15 protein-coding genes are annotated in these 17,235 nt (G+C 69.4%); 10 read left to right on the top strand and 5 right to left on the bottom strand.

The annotated features are described in order from the left end of the window. Positions 1–22: 22 nt before the first annotated feature. A complete protein-coding gene (locus tag BLQ73_RS34900; RefSeq protein WP_093168099.1) occupies positions 23–472 on the bottom strand; it encodes a hypothetical protein in 450 nt (149 codons plus the stop codon). A 154-nt stretch (positions 473–626) separates the two neighbouring features. Here BLQ73_RS34900 and BLQ73_RS03405 point away from each other — a divergent pair, with 154 nt between their 5' ends. Next, positions 627–977: a tyrosine-type recombinase/integrase gene (locus tag BLQ73_RS03405; RefSeq protein ID WP_093168097.1), complete on the top strand. Its 351-nt coding sequence runs from the start codon at positions 627–629 to the stop codon at positions 975–977. A gap of 346 nt (positions 978–1,323) precedes the next feature. Here BLQ73_RS03405 and BLQ73_RS03400 read toward each other — a convergent pair whose 3' ends face one another. Continuing rightward, entirely contained in the window at positions 1,324–2,325 is a 1,002-nt protein-coding gene (locus BLQ73_RS03400) for an NsdA family TPR-like regulatory protein (protein WP_143020101.1), read from the bottom strand. 1,176 nt (positions 2,326–3,501) lie between these two features. Here BLQ73_RS03400 and BLQ73_RS03390 point away from each other — a divergent pair. The 5 genes from BLQ73_RS03390 (at position 3,502) to BLQ73_RS03370 (ending at position 8,353) form a co-directional block, all read left to right on the top strand. Next, a complete protein-coding gene (locus BLQ73_RS03390; RefSeq protein WP_093168091.1) occupies positions 3,502–3,810 on the top strand; it encodes a DUF4326 domain-containing protein in 309 nt (102 codons plus the stop codon). 397 nt (positions 3,811–4,207) lie between these two features. Continuing rightward, positions 4,208–4,459, top strand: coding sequence for a hypothetical protein (locus tag BLQ73_RS03385; RefSeq protein WP_093168089.1), 252 nt, complete (start codon positions 4,208–4,210; stop codon positions 4,457–4,459). A 405-nt stretch (positions 4,460–4,864) separates the two neighbouring features. Next, positions 4,865–5,803, top strand: coding sequence for an SRPBCC family protein (locus BLQ73_RS03380; RefSeq protein ID WP_245690760.1), 939 nt, complete (start codon positions 4,865–4,867; stop codon positions 5,801–5,803). Next, positions 5,800–6,969, top strand: a complete 1,170-nt coding sequence (locus BLQ73_RS03375) for a zinc-dependent alcohol dehydrogenase (protein ID WP_093168085.1) — start codon at positions 5,800–5,802, stop codon at positions 6,967–6,969. The genes BLQ73_RS03380 and BLQ73_RS03375 overlap by 4 nt, the downstream gene beginning before the upstream one ends. Positions 6,970–7,189: 220 nt before the next feature. Further along, the gene (locus tag BLQ73_RS03370) at positions 7,190–8,353 is read left to right on the top strand and encodes a methyltransferase domain-containing protein (protein WP_093168083.1); all 1,164 of its coding nucleotides are present in this window, start codon (positions 7,190–7,192) and stop codon (positions 8,351–8,353) included. On the opposite strand, the gene BLQ73_RS03365 is transcribed toward BLQ73_RS03370, so the two are convergent. Beyond that, entirely contained in the window at positions 8,350–8,991 is a 642-nt protein-coding gene (locus BLQ73_RS03365; protein ID WP_245690759.1) for a TetR/AcrR family transcriptional regulator, read from the bottom strand. The two genes, BLQ73_RS03370 and BLQ73_RS03365, sit on opposite strands and share 4 nt — an antisense overlap. Positions 8,992–9,213: 222 nt before the next feature. On the opposite strand from BLQ73_RS03365, the gene BLQ73_RS03360 reads away from it, so the two are divergent. From BLQ73_RS03360 to BLQ73_RS03345, 4 genes are all read left to right on the top strand, one after another. After that, complete coding sequence (locus tag BLQ73_RS03360) at positions 9,214–12,216, top strand: bifunctional [glutamine synthetase] adenylyltransferase/[glutamine synthetase]-adenylyl-L-tyrosine phosphorylase (protein WP_176955250.1); 3,003 nt, start codon at positions 9,214–9,216, stop codon at positions 12,214–12,216. Positions 12,217–12,293: 77 nt separating this feature from the next. Next, entirely contained in the window at positions 12,294–13,349 is a 1,056-nt protein-coding gene (locus BLQ73_RS03355) for a hypothetical protein (protein WP_093168079.1), read from the top strand. Positions 13,350–13,430: 81 nt separating this feature from the next. After that, on the top strand, positions 13,431–14,342 hold the full coding sequence (locus BLQ73_RS03350; RefSeq protein ID WP_093168077.1) for a hypothetical protein: 912 nt from the start codon (positions 13,431–13,433) through the stop codon (positions 14,340–14,342). Positions 14,343–14,967: 625 nt separating this feature from the next. Then, complete coding sequence (locus BLQ73_RS03345; RefSeq protein ID WP_093168075.1) at positions 14,968–15,357, top strand: hypothetical protein; 390 nt, start codon at positions 14,968–14,970, stop codon at positions 15,355–15,357. Positions 15,358–15,363: 6 nt separating this feature from the next. On the opposite strand, the gene BLQ73_RS03340 is transcribed toward BLQ73_RS03345, so the two are convergent. Both BLQ73_RS03340 and BLQ73_RS03335 read right to left on the bottom strand, forming a co-directional pair. Further along, entirely contained in the window at positions 15,364–16,344 is a 981-nt protein-coding gene (locus BLQ73_RS03340) for a zinc-binding dehydrogenase (protein WP_093168074.1), read from the bottom strand. Positions 16,345–16,457: 113 nt separating this feature from the next. Next, entirely contained in the window at positions 16,458–17,186 is a 729-nt protein-coding gene (locus tag BLQ73_RS03335) for a PaaI family thioesterase (RefSeq protein ID WP_093168072.1), read from the bottom strand. Between the last annotated feature and the right edge of the window lie 49 nt (positions 17,187–17,235).

Raw genomic sequence — 17,235 nt, 5'->3', positions numbered from 1 at the left:
AACGCCACGGCGACATCGACCGTCAAGCTGCATACGCCAAGGCCATCGACACGCTCAACGACACGGTCGCTTGACAGCGATCACCCGCATAAGCGTGCGCTTTTCCCACGATCTCCAGGGCTGCTTTGGCCTGTGCCAGTTCTTTGGCGAGTCTGTCGCGTTCTTTGCGGAGTTTCTCGTTCTCGATCTCGGTTGCGGTTCTGGCGGGTTTGCGGGTTCTGGGTTCGAGTGCTTGCAGGGCGCCGCCGTCGCGGGCTCGGCGCCATTCGGAGATGTGGGAGGTGAGCAGTTTCTCCCTGCGTAGCATGGCGCCGCGGCCCTGTGCGTCGGCGTGTTCGTATTCCTCCAGGATCGCGAGTTTGTATTCGGCGGTGAAGGTACGCCGCCGGGCCCGGCCGCCGGGCCCGGGGGGATTGGAAGGTGTGCTGCCCACCTGGCCATCATGCCTGGCCGGGGTGGTCAGGTCGGTCATGCTCAAGGTCACTGTTGCGGAGATCCCGTTCTCGCCCTGTTCGTGTCGCTAGAGACTCGTTTGTCCTGTGTGTCACGCCAGTCTGGCAGGGAGGGCCAAGGATCGGCCCGCCCCGATCCCAGGCCGGCGCAACCAGGAGTTCCGCAAGCACGGCATGCATGCGCTGCGGCACCACTTCGCCAGCACCTTGCTCCACGCTGGCGAGTCCATCAAGGCGCTGGCCGAGTACCTCGGGCACCAAGACCCGGGCTACACGTTGCGCACGTACACGCACCTGATGGCAGGCAGCGAGGACCGGACTCGGAAAGCCATCGACATGGCGTTCGGTGAGGTCGATAAGCCTCACGCCAATGGCTTCAGGCGTGTACTTTTCACCTGGTCCAGGCGTCAGAAGGCGGTGGGGGACGAGCAGCACTGCAGGCTCACCTCGGCGTCAGCGCGGCGGGAGAGTCCCCGTCTTGGCACGGTAAGCGGGAGACCGAACAGCGACCGAACAGGGCACTGAAGGATCAAGGAATCGCCTGGTCAATTGCGTGAATATGTCAGTTCTACGACGTGTGACGACCGCCCTTTCCGACCTTGGCAATCTTCCCTGAATCGGGCGCCGAGCTGGGAAACCCCAGTGGTTGCTTGTCGTTGTTTGTGATCGCATAGCAGCGTCGGCAGGAACAGAACGGCCCGGCACCCTGATGGGTGTCAGGCCGTTTTGCGTTAGAGCGTCGGACCTACGAATCAGCCCCGGCAGCCCCCTGCTCGGCATCACCCCCCCTCCCTGCCAGACTGGCGTGACACACAGGACAAACGAGTCTCTAACGACATGAACAGGGCGAGAACGGGATTCCCGCTCTGAACTAACGACTGGCAGCAAAAAAGTCCCGAACAACACCAACATCCTGGTGCTCGTCCAAGAGTTCCATCAGCTCGGCCAGTCTCTGGTTGAGACGCTTCGATCGCAGACCTGCCGCAGAGTTGCGCACTTCTGTTGCGGTCTCGCAAGCACCGTCCAGCTCGCCAGAGCGTGCCAAAACGCTGGCCTGAAGTACCTGATGCAGGGCTCGAGTACGAACGTTGCCACTCGGCGCCGCCAACGCGTCAGAAGCCCGCTGCTGGGCTTCAGCCACCCGACCAAGATCACGTAGGGCGTGCATGGCGCCGCCGGCGTGATGGGCTTCAGTCCACGGAGCCAACCACTCTGGATCAGCTTCTGGCTGCGCACGTGTCATCGCCTCATCTGCCTCGCGAAGTAGGCGCATGGTCTCGTAGGCGTCGCCAGTGAGAGCGTGCGCGCGAGCCTCTGTGGTGGCGATCTGCGCGATGAGCGCTGCGGGCAGAGATGTGCTGCTGTCGAGTGCTGCCCGCGTGAGCCGAATAGCGGTCTGTGTTTGCCCCAGGAACAGCGCCTGCGTCGCCAGGTTTCCCGAGGCGCAGGCGGCGAACGCGTCAGCGCCGGCATGCTTGGCCAATGCGATGGCCTGGGTGTAGTGGCGTTGACCGAGTCCATGCTGACCGGCATCCATGGCCATCCACCCAGCAACGTTGGACAAGGTAGCCGCCGCAAGGAAAAGGTTCCGGCCGATCTTGTCCCTGTAGCGCCCCTGAAGAAGCGGCGCGACCTCCTGGTGCAGGTACTGCTGAAGCCATCCAAGAGCGTGGCCACCGCCGTGAGCGTGGTCGAGATCGGCGAACTCGACACGTGCTCGACGAAGCCGCTCCACATCACCCTCGTGGACGGTCACGGTCCCTGCGGCTTGGGCCGGGGCTGCTGAGGGAGGAGAGAACCGCCAGTCGATCACTGCTTCCAGCGCAGCGACTCCAGTGAACGCCGCTTGGGCGAGAAATTTCCGGCGGTCCACGACGGCGGCCCTCCATAACTCGACAACGGTCTCCACGCTAGTGCTCGGAGAAATCGGCAGAAGGAGAGATCGCCTGACCGAGGCTGCGGAGTTGAACCCGAGTTGTTCGCACCCGATGGGCCGGCCGAGGGCTCGGGTGAAGATAGTGGCGATCAAAGCCGGAGTGGGAGCCTCGGGGACAGCCCCGACTAGCCAGCGCCGAACCGCACGGTAGTCGTAGCGTAGATCTAGACCATGCTCTCGTTGGCCGAGAAGCTTGATCTGCCGAGCGAGCGCGGCATGTGAGTAGCCCGCCTCTGTGAGCAGGACCTCTAATTCGGAATTACGCTGCGTCATGGCACCGTCCTGGACGGCAAGATTGGCAGGCTAACCGTACGCGGCCCATCCCCCGCCGCCAACCCTGCGAGAGCGAACGCACCCGGGGGTTGCCCCCCATAGTCCGCCCATAACCCGTGACCCCCTGCCCTCACCCCTCCCCCATCGCCACCCAAGCGCAGACAGTGGGGTCGAAACACCTCGGAGATCTCTTGATCTCACAAGAGTGGCCCGGAAGGCTAGGGTTGCCCTGGTCACCTTTGGTCACACACCAGACAACGGAGGGCACAGTGCGGCTGAGTTTCGTAGGTATCACCCCCGTCACCCCTGTGAACGAGTGCCCGGCGGTCTTCGTGGACGAGGAAACCGGCGAGTTCTGGTTCCAAGGCGAGACGGTGACAGATCCTGAAGCACTGGCCAAGGTCGCGGCACACAGCCCCACGCGGTGTCCGAGGTCGTACGCCGCACCCGGGGAGGTGCGTGCCTGGCGGGTCACCCGGTCATCGTGACGCCGCCGCACATCCGACACGCCCAAGACCGCAGACCTCCGACGCGCGGACCGGACAGGTCAGGGCACACTCGGGCCTTGGCGGCCCTCCCGCTCCCGATTCCCCCGCCGCCCGAAGGCGACGGTCCCCTCGGGAGAATCTGATGGAACTCGACGACCTTGGTCTGCGCATGTGGATGGGAAAGCTCATCTGACACAGGCGGCCGGCGATCTCGCCAGAGCGCAGCGCTGCGCTCGGCGGGGCGGGGGAGGGTCGAGGTGTCGACGCTGACGGGCTCCGCCGGGTAGCTCGGAAGGGTGGGTCACGGGCTGGGGCACGTGCGCCGGCGGGGCGGGGTGACGGAGAATGCCGCATGCCACAACGTGTGAAGGTCGAAGGGGATCTCTACCACGGCCATGTGCCCGAAGGGGCGGTCTATGTGGGCCGGGGCGCGCCCGGGATGAAGCAGAGCCCGTTCCACAATCCATTCCATGTGGGGCGGGAGGCCAAGGACCGCGCGGAGTCGGTGGAGATGTACCGCGGTTATCTGGCCGGGCGGCCCGATCTGGTCGTGCGGGCCCGTGAGGAGCTCGCGGGGCGGGATCTTGCGTGCTGGTGTCATCTTGATCAACCGTGTCACGGTGATGTGCTGCTCGCCGTGGCCGCCGGGGAGGAGCCGTAGGAGGCCGCCGGCGTCCGGGGAGGGCGGGTGTGCGGGGACATCGCGTGTGCGGGGACGTCACGTGTGCGGGCGGCGGAATGTTGTGTGGTTTATGGGGATGCGGCATGAAAATCGGGCGCTGTCGGGGGCGGCTGAAATCTAGGGGACCATTCACACATCACCAGTATCTGCATGTATCCGCGTGTCCATTATGGGGATGAGTGCCCCTAAAAGCTCTAGCTTTCACGGGGCTTACAGCGGAAAGATCCACCTCATCTTCTCCGTTCACCGCCTTGCGCTACAGATTTGACCTTTCCTTCGCCACTCTATGCATTTACTCTGTTACTGAACGTGCAATAGGGTCTCGGACTTCGGAGCACCCCCCAACAACATCCTTCTGTTCCGGAAAGGCTCGATCATGCGACGCTCAACCAGAATCGCCGCCCTCGCCCTCACCACCGGCGCGGCCCTCGCCGCCTTCGCCGCCCCCGCGCTGGCGGGACACGGGCCCACGGACATCAGCAACGCCCTCCTCCACCGCACCCACGTCACCGTGCCGGTCAGCGCCAACGTACCCGTCAACGCGTCAGCACCCGTGTGCGGCACCTCCGTCGGCGTACTCGGCCTGGGAGCCGGCAGCGGTAGATGCATCTCCACCGCTGCCCAGTAGAACGGCCGCGGTCCCAGGCTCCGCGTGAAGGATGACCTTTCATAGCCGGGCCCGACCGTCAGCTCGTCCAGGCGCCCCGCTCAGGCGGGGCGCCTTCGTATTTCCGGGGCCACGCCGTTCAGGGCCGCGCCGTTCAGGGCCGCGCCGTTCAGGGCCGCGCCGTCCGGAACCGCGCCGCCGGGTGCTGCCTGGTACGGCGGGGCCGGGGTGCCGTTCTCCGGGCACCGGACGTGGAAATGGTGTTGTCGCGGGCTAAAAGGGTATTGCCCGGCTCGCGGGGTATTTCGGCCATGAGGGGAATCGCATTGTTTGCGGACCATTGTTTGCGGACCATGGCTGTAAGCGGCGGCCGCCGTACGGGGATTAAAGCAAAAGCGAGGAATGATGAGGAAAAAAGCTGACAAGGTGGAACGTGCTCTGGGCTGGGCCGGCCTGACACTGGGAGCGGCGCAGCTCGTCGCGCCGCGGGCCATGGCCAGGCTCCGGGGGGCCAACGGGGCTCGCGCCATATCGGCGGCGATGGGCGCACGCGAGCTGATGCACGCGGCCACGCTTCTGAACGGGGCGACCCCCACGCGCTGGGCGTGGAGCCGGGTCGCCGGCGACGCGGTGGACCTGGTGCTGTTGAGCAGGGCGATGACCGGCCGAACACGCAAGCGGCGCCGAACGCGCATGCTGGACCGGACACCCATGCTGGGGCGACTACGCAGAGAGATCCCCACACGCAACGGAGACCTGACCACCGCGGCGGCGACGGCCGTGGTGGCGGGCATCACCGCCGTCGACCTGGTCACGGCGCTGCGTGCCACACGCCACCGCAGCCTGATGTCGCTCCACGCCTCGGTCACGATCAACCGGCCCCGCGAAGAGGTCTACCGGTACTGGCGCGACGTCGAGAACCTGCCCAACTTCATGATCCATGTGGAGTCGGTGCGGGCGATCGACGAGTACCACTCGCGCTGGAAGGCGAAGGCCCCCTTCACCGAGATCGAATGGACGGCCGAGGTCATCGACGAACGGCCCAACGAGCTGATCGCCTGGCACTCCGTGCGGGGCTCGCGGGTGATCACCAAGGGATCGGTGATCTTCACCGATGAGCCCGCCGGTCGCGGCACCGTCGTGACTGTCGCCATGAAGTACGCCGTCCCCGGCGGCACTCTCGGTACGGCGATCGCCAGGATGCTGGGCGAGCACCCCGAGCAGCAGGTCCGCGACGACCTGCGCCGCCTCAAGCAGGTGCTGGAGACCGGCGAGGTGCTCCGCTCCGACGGCAGCCCCGAGGGCGTGCGCGCGCTGCGCCAGGCCAGGCAGCGCCCCGCGCAGCCGGTGGGAGGCCGGTCATGAAGGCCAACTGCTGGATGGGACGCGGCCACGTGGAGGTCATGGACGTCCCCGATCCTGAGATCATGAACGCGCGCGACGCGATCGTCCGCGTCACCTCGACCGCGATCTGCGGCTCCGACCTGCACCTGGTCGACGGGTACATCCCGACCGTGAAGAAGGGCGACGTCCTCGGCCACGAGTTCATGGGCGAGGTGGTGGAGGTCGGTCCCGACGTGGCGAACCTGCGGGTCGGGGACCGTGTGGTCGTGCCGTTCCCCATCGCCTGCGGCGGGTGCTACTCCTGCAAGGAGGGGTGGTTCTCGGTGTGCGAGAACTCCAACCCCAACGCGGGGCTGGCCGAGAAGTTCCTGGGCCACTCCCCTTCCGGCGTCTTCGGCTACTCGCACATGCTGGGCGGCTTCGCGGGCGGCCAGGCGGAGTATGTGCGGGTGCCGTACGCGGACGTCGGGCCGATCACGATCGAAGACGACCTGCCCGACGACAAGGTGCTGTTCCTGTCGGACATTCTGCCGACGGGATACATGGGCGCGGAGATGTGCGACATCAAACCGGGGCACACCATCGCGGTCTGGGGCGCCGGCCCCGTCGGCCTGTTCGCCGTCGCCAGCGCCTACATGCTGGGCGCGGACCGGGTGATCTGCATCGACCGGTTCGACTACCGCCTGCGGAAGGCGGAGCGCCTCGGCGCCTTCCCGCTCAACTATGAACATGCCGATGTCCTTGAGATGCTGCGTGAGATGACCGGCGGGCGCGGGCCCGACGCCTGCATCGACGCGGTCGGCATGGAGGCGCACCACCCCGCCATGGCGACCTACACCTACGATCGCGTCAAACAGGCCACCCGACTCGAAACCGACCGCCCGTTCGCGCTCCGCGAGGCCATTCTGGCCTGCCGCAACGGCGGCGTGGTGTCGGTCGTCGGCGTCTACGGTGGCCTGCTCGACAGGTTCCCGATGGGGTCGCTCATGAACAGGTCGCTGACGCTGCGCGGCGGCCAGTGCCACGTTCAGCGCTACCTCCAGCCTCTGCTGCAGCGGATTCGCGAAGGCCAGATCGATCCCAGCTTCGTGATCTCGCACCACCTTCCCCTGCGGGAGGCGCCGCGAGGTTTCGAGCTGTTCAAGAACAAGAAGGACGACTGCACCAAGGTCGTTCTCACGCCGTAGAGATCCACCCGTTGAGGAGGTCTCTGACCTCGGGGCACCGCAAGCAGTGTGCCGCGAACAGTGCATCGCCCGGTGAAAGTCGAACCGGGCGATGCACAGCGGGTCGGCCCGCTCCACGACTTCCCGGTGAAGCGCTGCGAACTCCCCCTTCGTCCCGCATGATGCCGACAGAATCGAACACGCCGAGACGGCTTGGCGCAGCGGGAACGGGACAGGACAGATGACCGAGACACCGACGTGGTTACGTCAGATGGCCGCCTCCGGTGAGGTGGACGCCGAGTGGGCGGCGATCTTCCGCAGGCTCCCCAGGCATCTTTTCCTGCCCGACCGGATGTGGCCTTTCACCGGCTATCCCGCCCGTTCGGCGGTGGTGGACCGGGGGGTGGACCCGGTGATGTGGCGCAGGTGGGCCGACTCCGACACCGCGATGGTGACGCAGTGGGACGACGGGCGGCACCGGGGGCGGGAGGCGGGGAGGTTTCCGACGTCGTCGGGGTCGAGGCCGTCGCTGGTGGCGCGGATGCTGGCGGCGTTGGACGTACGGCCGGGGCACCGGGTGCTGGACGTCGGGGCGGGGACGGGGTGGACGGCGGCGCTACTGGCGCTGCGGGCGGGAGCCGAGGGTGTCGTCGCGGTGGAGGTCGATCCCGGGGTGGCGGAGGCGGCGCGGGCGCGGCTGCGGGCGGTGGGGCTGAAGCCGCCGGTGGTGACGGGCGACGGGGACGCGGGGTGGCCGGCGGGGGCACCGTACGACAGGGTGCAGGCGGGCTTCGCCGTACTGCGGGTGCCTGGCGCGTGGATCCGGCAGACGCGGCCGGGAGGGCTGATCGTGCTTCCCTGGTGCACGGGGTTCACGGTCGGCGGCGGGCTGGTGCTCCTGCGGGTCGGCGACGGGGGGACGGCGACGGGAAGGTTCTTCCACCCGGTGGGCTTCATGGTGTCGCGGTCGCAGCGCTGCGCGGCGCCGCCGGGCGGCGAGCCGCTCCCGCCGCCGGGTGCGGCGGAGTCGACGACGCGGGTGCCCCACGGCGATCTGCTGGGGGGCCGGTACGGCACCGCCGCGTTCGTTGTCGGGACGCTGGTGCCGGAGGCGGTGCACACGGCGTCGGAGTGGTCGGACGGCCTGCTGCGGGTGTGCTTCCACTCGCTGCGGTGCGGTTCGCGGGCTGTGGTGTTCTTCTGCCCGCTCGGCGGCTGCGACGGCTGCGAGCAGCGGGTGGTCCAGTGGGGCGACCGGCGGGTGTGGGACGAGGTGGAACGGGCCTACACCTGGTGGACGGGCCGGGGCAGGCCGGAGCTGACCCGGTTCGGGCTCAGCGCCTCGGCCGATGGCCGGGGCCAGTCGGTGTGGCTGGACCGGCCGGACCGCCCGGTCGCGCTTTAGGCGCGCGCCCCGGCGAGGCGCAGGGCGAAGGCGGCGTAGGAGTCGGCGATGTCCTCGGGGGTGTACGGCGTGGCGGAGCCGTACCAGTTGGCGACCCTGATGCCCATGCCGGCGATGGCGGTGAGGGCGAGGAAGGGGTCGGGGACGTCGAAGACGCCGGCGTCGAGGCCGAGGTTGATCGTGTCGAGCATCATCTGCCGGGAGTCGGCCCGCAGGAGCAGCGAGGGGGCGGCGAGCCCTGGTGAGAGGGCGTGCAGCTCGCTGTTGGCGATCGAGGCGAGCAGCGGATACCGCGCGCAGCCGAGGACGTGGGCCCTGACGAGGGCGGCGAGCCGTTCGGCCGAGCCCGGGGCGGTGCCGGGGAGCGCGGCGGCGAGTGCGGTGTGGTGTGCTTCGTGGCCGAGGCGTATGAGTTCGGCGAGCACGTGCTCTTTGGAGGGGTAGTGCGTGTAGAGCGTGGCGGAGCGGATGCCGCTGGCTTTGGCGAGGTCTCTGATGGAGGTGTCGTGGAATCCGTATTCCGCGAAGAGCCGGAGGGCTTCGACGAGGATCCGTCCTGATCTGCCGTCGGGGAGGAGCCCGGGCGGGAGCCGTACCTCGTCAGCGGCGATTCTTCGCTGTTCGGCGGGAATGGTCACTTGTCCTACCGATTGATCGTTCTCGGTCCATCCATGGTGGTGGACATTTCTCTCAGAGGTCAATGAACCATCCACATAGTGGTCGCATCACCCCGCGCGTGGACCCTACCCCACGGTGATCCCCTCAGCCCCACCGGGATAACGTTGGTCGGCGACGCCCCGATGGAGTGGTGTGTCACGAGGGTCCTCAAGCTGACAGGATGAGGAGTCGACGGACCGACCATGAGACGCCACCCTGGTGAGGGAGAGGTGAGCGGCGTGCCCCGGATGCAGTCGACCGCGGGTCGACTGGCCCGGCTGGGATTCGCCGACGGTGCCCGCGCCGAGCGCATGCTGGCAGAGCTCGGCCCCGAGGCGGGCGACGATCCCGGGCTGCTCGACGCGCTCGTGTCCGCGGCCGAGCCGGATCTCGCGCTTTCGTCGCTCGTCCGCCTGGCCGACCGCGACCCCGGCGTGCTCGCCGCGCTGCGGACCGCCCCGCAGGCCCGTGCCCGGCTGCTGGAGGTGTTCGGGGTGAGCGCGGCGCTCGCCGAGCACGTGGTGCGCCACCCCGGCCACTGGAGGGTCCTGCGCGACCCGGTGGAGCGTCCCTCCACCGCCGGGCTGAGAGCCGACCTGCTCACGGCGGTCGGGGCCTCCCCCGCCGACGCCGAGCCCGTGGCGACGATCCCCAAGGCGGCGGCGCTCGCCGCGCTGCGGGTCGCCTACCGCGACAGGCTGCTCCATCTCGCCGCCCGCGACCTGGCGGGGGAGGCGCCGCTGAACGAGGTGACGGCCGAGCTGTCCGACCTCGCGGCGGCGGCGCTTTCGGCCGGGCTCGCCCTGGCCCGCGCGGAGGTGCCCGAGTTCGCGAGCGTGAGCCTGGCCGTGATCGGCATGGGCAAGTGCGGGGCGCGGGAGCTCAACTACGTCAGCGACGTGGACGCCGTCTTCGTGGCCGAGCCGCGCGGGGACGTCGACGAGACCACGGCGCTGCAGATCGCCACCAGGCTGGCGCAGGGCATGATGCAGGCGTGCTCCGCCTCGACGCCGGAGGGGTCGCTCTGGGAGGTCGACGCGAACCTGCGCCCCGAGGGCAAGAACGGCCCGCTGGTGCGCACGCTGGCCAGCCACATGTCCTACTACCGGCGGTGGGCCAAGACCTGGGAGTTCCAGGCGCTGCTCAAGGCGAGGCCCGTGGCCGGCGACCTCGAACTCGGCGGACGCTACGCCGAATCGGTCAACGAGCTCGTGTGGCAGGCCGCGACCAGGGACAACTTCGTCGAGGACGTGCAGGCAATGCGGCGGCGCGTCGAGGCGCACGTGCGCGTCGAGGAGGCCGAACGCCAGATCAAACTGGGGCCGGGCGGGCTGCGCGACATCGAGTTCGCCGTCCAACTCCTGCAGCTCGTGCACGGCCGCCACGACCCGCTGCTGCGCCGCCGCGCCACGCTGGCGGCGCTCGCCGCGCTGTCGCGGGGAGGATACGTCGGCCGGGACGACGCCAAGGCGCTGGCGGAGGCGTACACGTTCCTGCGGTCGGTCGAGCATCTCGTCCAGTTGCATCGGCTGCGCCGTACGCATGTGGTGCCCGAGGACCCGGCGGACCTGCGGCGCATCGGGCGGGCGCTCGGCATCGGCGTCGACCCGGTGGGCGAGTTCACAAGCCGCTGGCGCAGGCACGCGATGGAGGCGCGCAGGCTCCACGAGAAATTGTTCTACCGGCCGCTCCTGCAGGCTGTGGCGCGCCTCCCCGAGCAGGAGGAACGGCTGTCGCAGGCGGCGGCCAAGGCGCGGCTCGAAGCGCTCGGCTACACCGATCCGGAGGGGGCGCTGCGGCACATCGCCGCGCTCACCAGCGGGGTGTCGCGGCGGGCGGCGATCCAGCGCACACTGCTGCCGGTGATGCTGGGGTGGTTCGCCGACGCGCCCGACCCCGACGCCGGGCTGCTGGGGTTCCGCCAGGTGAGCGACAAGCTGGGCACCACTCCGTGGTATCTCCGGCTGCTGCGCGACGAGACCTCCGCGGCCAAGGCCATGGCGCTCCTGCTCGGCACGAGCCGCTACGCGACGGGCCTGCTGCTGCACGCCCCCGAGGCGGTCATGATGCTCGGCGACGGCTCCGAGCTCGCCGTCCGCCCGAAGGAGACGCTGCTCACCGAGGTCAAGGCGGGGGTGCAGCGCCACGGCGACAACGCCGAGTCGGCCGTGGTCGGCGTGCGGGCGCTGCGGCGCCGCGAGTTGTTCCGTACGGCTGTCGCCGACCTTGTGGGCCGCGTCGACATCGAGCAGGTGGGCCGGGCGCTCTCCGAGCTGAACGACGTCACGATCCAGGCGGCGCTCGACGCGGCGACCGCCAAGGTGGCGATGGAGCGGCGGGGCGAGCCGCCGACGAGGTTCGCGGTGATCGCGATGGGCCGCCTCGGCGGGTTCGAGTGCTCTTACGGCAGCGATGCCGACGTGATGTTCGTCCACGCGCCGCACGAGGGCGCGTCCGAGCGTGAGGCGTCGGAGGCCGCGCACGCGATGGCCAACGAGCTACGCCGCCTGCTCGCGCTCCCCGCGCCAGATCCGCCGCTGCTGATCGACCCGGATCTGCGCCCGGAGGGGCGGCAGGGGCCGCTGGTGCGGTCGCTGGCGTCCTACGCGGCCTACTATCGGCGCTGGTCGTCGCCGTGGGAGTCGCAGGCGCTGCTGCGGGCCCGCTACTCGGCGGGCGACGCCGAGCTCGCCGCGGAGTTCACCACGCTGATCGGCCCGCTGCGCTATCCGGCCGGCGGTGTCGGCGACGACGCGGTGCGTGAGATCCGCACGCTCAAGGCGAGGATGGAGGCCGAACGGCTGCCGCGCGGCGCGGACCCGGCCCTGCACACCAAGCTCGGCCGGGGCGGCCTGTCGGACGTCGAGTGGGTGGCTCAGCTCGTCCAGTTGCGCCATGCCGGGGCCGTGCCGGAGCTGCGCACGACCCGCACGCTGGAGGCGCTGCGCGCCGCGGCGGGCGCGGAGCTGCTCGACGAGGCGGATGTGGCCGTGCTGTCGGAGGCGTGGCTGTTCGCCTCGCGGATCCGGGACGCCATCATGCTGGTGCGGGGCCGGGCGGCCGACAGCATCCCGACGGCGGCGCGCGACCGGGCGCTGATCGCACGGGCGCTGGGCTACCCGCCGGGCGGGTCGGAGGACTTCGTGGAGGACTACCGCAGGGCCACGAGGCGGGCCCGCCGGGTCATGGAGCGCGTCTTCTACTGACCGCGCGGGGCTCCTGAGGCCACCCCTCCGTTGCGTCGCCTGTGACGTGGGTGTATCAACGTTGCGGGTGATCGAATTTGCTCTCTACTTACCTTGATTTAGCCATCGGCCTTATTGTCGCGTTCCTTCTCCTCTCCTTGCTGGTCAGCGGCCTCAACGAAGGCATCGTGAGGCTGCTGTCCATCCGCAGCAAGTTCCTCTGGGCCTACCTCCGCGACACCATGGACGGCCCCGACCGGCGCGGCAGGTCGTTCCTCCCCTCCGGAATCAGGGACGTCTTCACCTCCCTGCCGTTCCTCCGCGACCCGCGCCCCCAGCACAACTCCCTACCCGCCCCGGCGGTCATGTCGCCCCTTCCCGAGCAGGAGGCATCCGCCGAGAACGAACTGACCGAACGCCTCTACGAGCGTGTCCGCGAGATCGACCATCCCAAGGGCAGCCGCACCAGCATCGCCACCCTGCCGCCCGCCCGGTTCGCCCTGGCCGTCATGGAACTCGCCTCGGCCGAGCCGAACGGCGTCGAAGGGCTGCTGGACAAGCTCAAACTCGCCCGCAGCCCCCTGCACGGCCATCTCCAGGGCATCTGGGAAAGCGTCCAGGCCGACGCCAACCGCTTCCGGCAGGAGGTCGAGGTGTGGTTCGACGCCGAGATGGGCCGCCTCACCCTCCTCTACCGGCGTTATGTGCGCTGGGTCGTCGCCGCGCTCGGCCTCATCCTCACGCTGCTGTTCAGCATGGACTCCCTGGAGTACGGCAAGACGATGCTGCGCGACCACGCCTTCAGGGAGGGCGTCGCGGCCATCGCCGGAGGCGGCGACCAAGGGCTCGACGCGCTCAAGGACAGGTGTACGGCGAACGCCGACACGGCCGACCCCTACACCTGTGTGACGGAGACCCTCAGCTCCCCCGCCCTCGTCAAGATCTTCGACAACGCCGTCGCCGGCGTCGCCGTACCGCAGGACGGGGACCCGCACATCACGTGGAACGTCGGGCCGTGGTGGGATCGGCTCACGACGCCGGGGCACTGGCCGGGGTTCCTCGTCACCTTTGTGGCGCTGCTGTTCGGTGCGTCGTTCTGGTGGGACATTCTGCGCAGGCTTACCGGGATCCGGGCGCGCTCGGGGAGAGGGTGAAAGTCATGCGCATGCCGTACGCGTGGCCTGGGTAGGGTGATCGCCGTCCCCCCGCCAAGATCCAAAGCACGAGGGGGACCCATGAGAACGACCTTCACCAACGTCGCCGGACTCGTCCTGCTCAGCGGCTGCACCGCGTTCGGCCTGGCCGCCACCGGGCCGGTCGCCGGTGCCGCCGCCTCCACGCCCGCGCCGATCGCCCCCGCCCCGATCAAGCCGGCTCGGGACACGACCGCCGCGCCCGCGACCGGCGGCCCCGTGCCCGCCTCCGCCGTCTCGGGCGGGGCCTCGGGCGGCTCGGGCGCCTCGGGCTCGGCGCCTGGTGCGGCGGGGGGCGCGTCGGGTGCGGCGGCGTCGGGTGCGGCGGCGGGCGGGGCCCAGCAGGGGACGGCCGCCCCTGGCAAGGTCGGTACGGCGGGCAAGGCCGCCAAGTCGAGCAGGAGGTCCGTCATTCGCGACCTTCCCGCTCAGGTGGGCATGGAGCTGGGCAACGCCAGGTCCGGGCTCCGCCGTGCGGGATACACGCGGATCAAGACCCACGACGCCAGTGGTCGAGGGCGTCTCGTGTTCAACGAGCGCAACTGGCGTGTATGCGCCCAGAACCCCACGCCGGGCCGTGTCTCGCGCGAGGCCGTGATCGACCTCGCCGTCGTCAAGACCCGGGAAGTCTGCCCCATCGGCGGCGACACCCCGCCCATCGTCACCCAGCCCGGCGTCATGCCCAACGTCATCGGCAGGAGCGTGCGCGTGGCCAGGGCCGCCCTGCCGCGCGGCACCGACATGGAGATCAAGGACGCTTCCGGGGCCAACCGCATCCCGTTCCGGGACACCGGCTGGCAGGTCTGCTCGCAGAGCCCCGCGCCGGGGCAGAGCCTCACCGCGGCGAAGATCACCTTCAACGCGGTGAAGTACGGCGAGGACTGCGCCGGTGCCGGGACGGTCGCGAGGACGATCGCCACGGGCAGCGGCATCACGGCCAAGCGTCCCTCCTGACCTGGGCTTGGGAGCTCGGGAGCTCGGGAGCTCGGAAAGTGAGGAGCTGAGGAGCCGAGGACTTGTGCCGACTCCCGACCCGGACTGACCGGACGCCGACGGATCGACGGTCGGACGCGCTGCCGTCCGACCGCCGATCGGGCAGGGTTCCCGTCCCCGGCCGCGCCGGCCGTGCCGTACCCCCTGTCCCCCCATCGCTCCCCCCGCTCGCGGAAGCGTGTTCCCCGGCCGGTCCGGCCGCACCCCCCGCTCGCCCCCGCGACCGCGCGCCCGAACCTGTCCCCCGCCCCCGCCCGTATCCAGGGCATCTCCACCCCGGCCCAAGCCGAGAGCGGCGCTGTCATCCATCTCCCCAGCCACCGCGCGATGTCCTTCTTAGCCCAAATGACTGTCAAGCTTCTGTCAAGAAGGTTTACGTCATGGTTTAGTGGGATGTTTCAGGTGGGCAAGCCGGGACGGATGTCAGGCTTTATGCATGGGTTTTGTCCGCCGAGGCCGTGCCGTACGAACGACCGGGACAGGAAGGGCCGAAGGCCCTTGACCGTGACCGCGTCCTGACGCACGGTGTCAGAGAATGGAGCCGGGGCCGTCGTGGGTTCGGCGCGAAGGCATGGGAGGGTGATCGGTGAAACCGGTGTTCCTGGGCAAGGAGTCGACCGGGGGCGAATCGCCGACGCTGTATGCGACGGACCGGGATTCCTATGTCATCCAGGGGTGGATGGTGGCGGATCTGGAGATCCTCGCGCTGATCGAGGTGCCGGACGACGAGACGCTGGTGGAGATCACACCCAAGTTGATGACGCACCTGGCCAAGGACGGCCTGCTCGGCACGATCACGAGGTTCACGCATCCGATCGTGCACGTGAAGCCCAACGGGAACTTCATTGTGCAGGGGGCCAGGGTGACGGACGCTGAGGCACTGGCGCAGATGGACATCCCAGACCACGAGACGTGTGTGGAGGTGTCGAAGGCGTCGGTGGTGTCGCTGCTTTCGGGGGGCGGTTCCTGGAACTGACCGCGGTCACGGCATGAGCACGACTTTCCCGGCGGTGGCGCGTCCTTCGAGGGCCCGGTGGGCCTCGGCGGCCTTTTCCAAAGGGAAGCGGGTGGTGAGGGGTGTCAGTTCTCCGGCGGCGGCCTTGGCCAGAGCGCGGGTTTCGAGGTCGCGCATGGCTCCGGGGCGGCGCATGAGGCGGGGGCGCAGCGCCCAGGTGGCGCTGAGGCCGCGTTCGGCGAGGTCTTCGGAGGTGAAGGGCGTGATCGCCCCGGAGCTGTAGCCGAACAGCACGAGCCGGCCGCCGACGTCGAGCTGCTCCATGGCGGTACGGCCGAGGGCCCCGCCCACACCGTCCATGACGACGGTGATGCCGCGCCCGTCGAGCGCCTCGGTGACCTTTCCCGGCCAGTCGGAGGCGAGGTAGTCGACGGCGGCGTCGGCGCCGAGCCGCTGGACACGTTCGACCTTGTCGGCTCCTCCGGCCACGCCGACGACGGTGGCGCCCACGGCCTTGGCGGCTTGGACGAACAGGTTGCCGAGCCCTCCGGCGGCGGCGGTGACGAGGACGGTGTCCTGCGAGGTGAGCGCCGTGACGTCGAGGATGGCGACAGCCGTACGGCCGGTGCCGATCATGGCGACGGCCGCGGCGGCGTCGAGATGCGCGGGGATCTCGTGCAGGGAGGTGGCGGCGGCGAGGGCCTGTTCGGCGTAGCCGCCGCTGGCGGGGCCGAGGTGGGCGACGGCCCGCCGGCCGATCCACCCGCTGTCCACGTCGGAGCCGACGGCGTCGACCGTGCCCGCCACCTCCCGGCCCGGGGTCATGGGCAGGTCGGACACGGGCAGGGGGCCGGCCGCGAAGCCTTTTCTCAGGGTGGTGTCGAGGAGGTGCACTCCGCTGGCCTCGACCCGGATCCGCACTGCGCCTTGTCCGGGCACCGGGTCGGGAACCTCCTGGTATGTGAGGTTTTCGGCCGGGCCGAAGGTGTGCAGTCGGATGGCGCGCATCGTGACCTCCGTGACTAGGGGACGCGGTGTGCCCTCGCCTCGCGAGAGGGACACACCACGGACCCTAGGAACTCAAGTTAGCTTGAGGTCAAGTGCGAACACGTCTCGACACGTCAGGCTTTGGGAACGATCCAGGTCGCACGAGCCGCGGCGACGAGAGTGCCGTCCCCTTCGTAGATGGCGCTCTCACCGAAGAGTTTGCGCCCCTCCCGCCCGGTTGCGCGGGCCACGACGGAGTAGGTCCCGCCGGGGAACACGCGGCGGTGCGTCTGGGCGGTGAGGCGGCCGAGGAGGGCCGACTCACCGGGCTGGAAGTGAGCCCAGCCGGTGACGCAGTCGAGCGCGGCCCACACGATCGAGGCGGGCACGTTGCCGTCGTCGTCGGACACCGTGAACGGCACCCGCCAGCCAGCGGCGAACAGCCCGCTGCCGTCGACCTTGCCGGGGAAGATGCGCAGGCCGTCACCGGGCTCGCGCAGACCGCAGGCAAAGCAGCCGGCGATCGCGTGGTCGACGAGGCCGGGGAACCCCGCCTCCGCCTTCGCGGCATCGTTGAACGGCACGAAGTCCGGCCCGCTGAGGCGCTCGGCCACGGGGATGGCCTCGACGAGGAGGCGTTCACCGTCGGACACCGTGACCGTGTTGGCCACCTGATCGAGACTGAGCTCGGTTTCGAGCGGCGTAGGGGCATGAAGTGTGACCTCGACTGCGGATTCGCAGCCGCCCTCTGTCAACGCCTCCGCGACCGTTCCCGCGATCCAGCCGCCGTTCGCCGACCCCTCTGGGCCGCGGAAGCGCGCCGGAACGGTCAATACGGTCTGCAGCCCTGCAGCCGTCGTCATACTCGACCTCCCACTATCGCCGCACATGGCGATATGTCGCAGTCTCTAT

This window comes from Sinosporangium album (assembly GCF_900100605.1).
GTDB lineage: Bacteria > Actinomycetota > Actinomycetes > Streptosporangiales > Streptosporangiaceae > Sinosporangium > Sinosporangium album.
The sequence above is the reverse complement of the archived record's forward strand: the minus strand, read 5'-3'. Positions and strand labels throughout refer to the sequence as shown.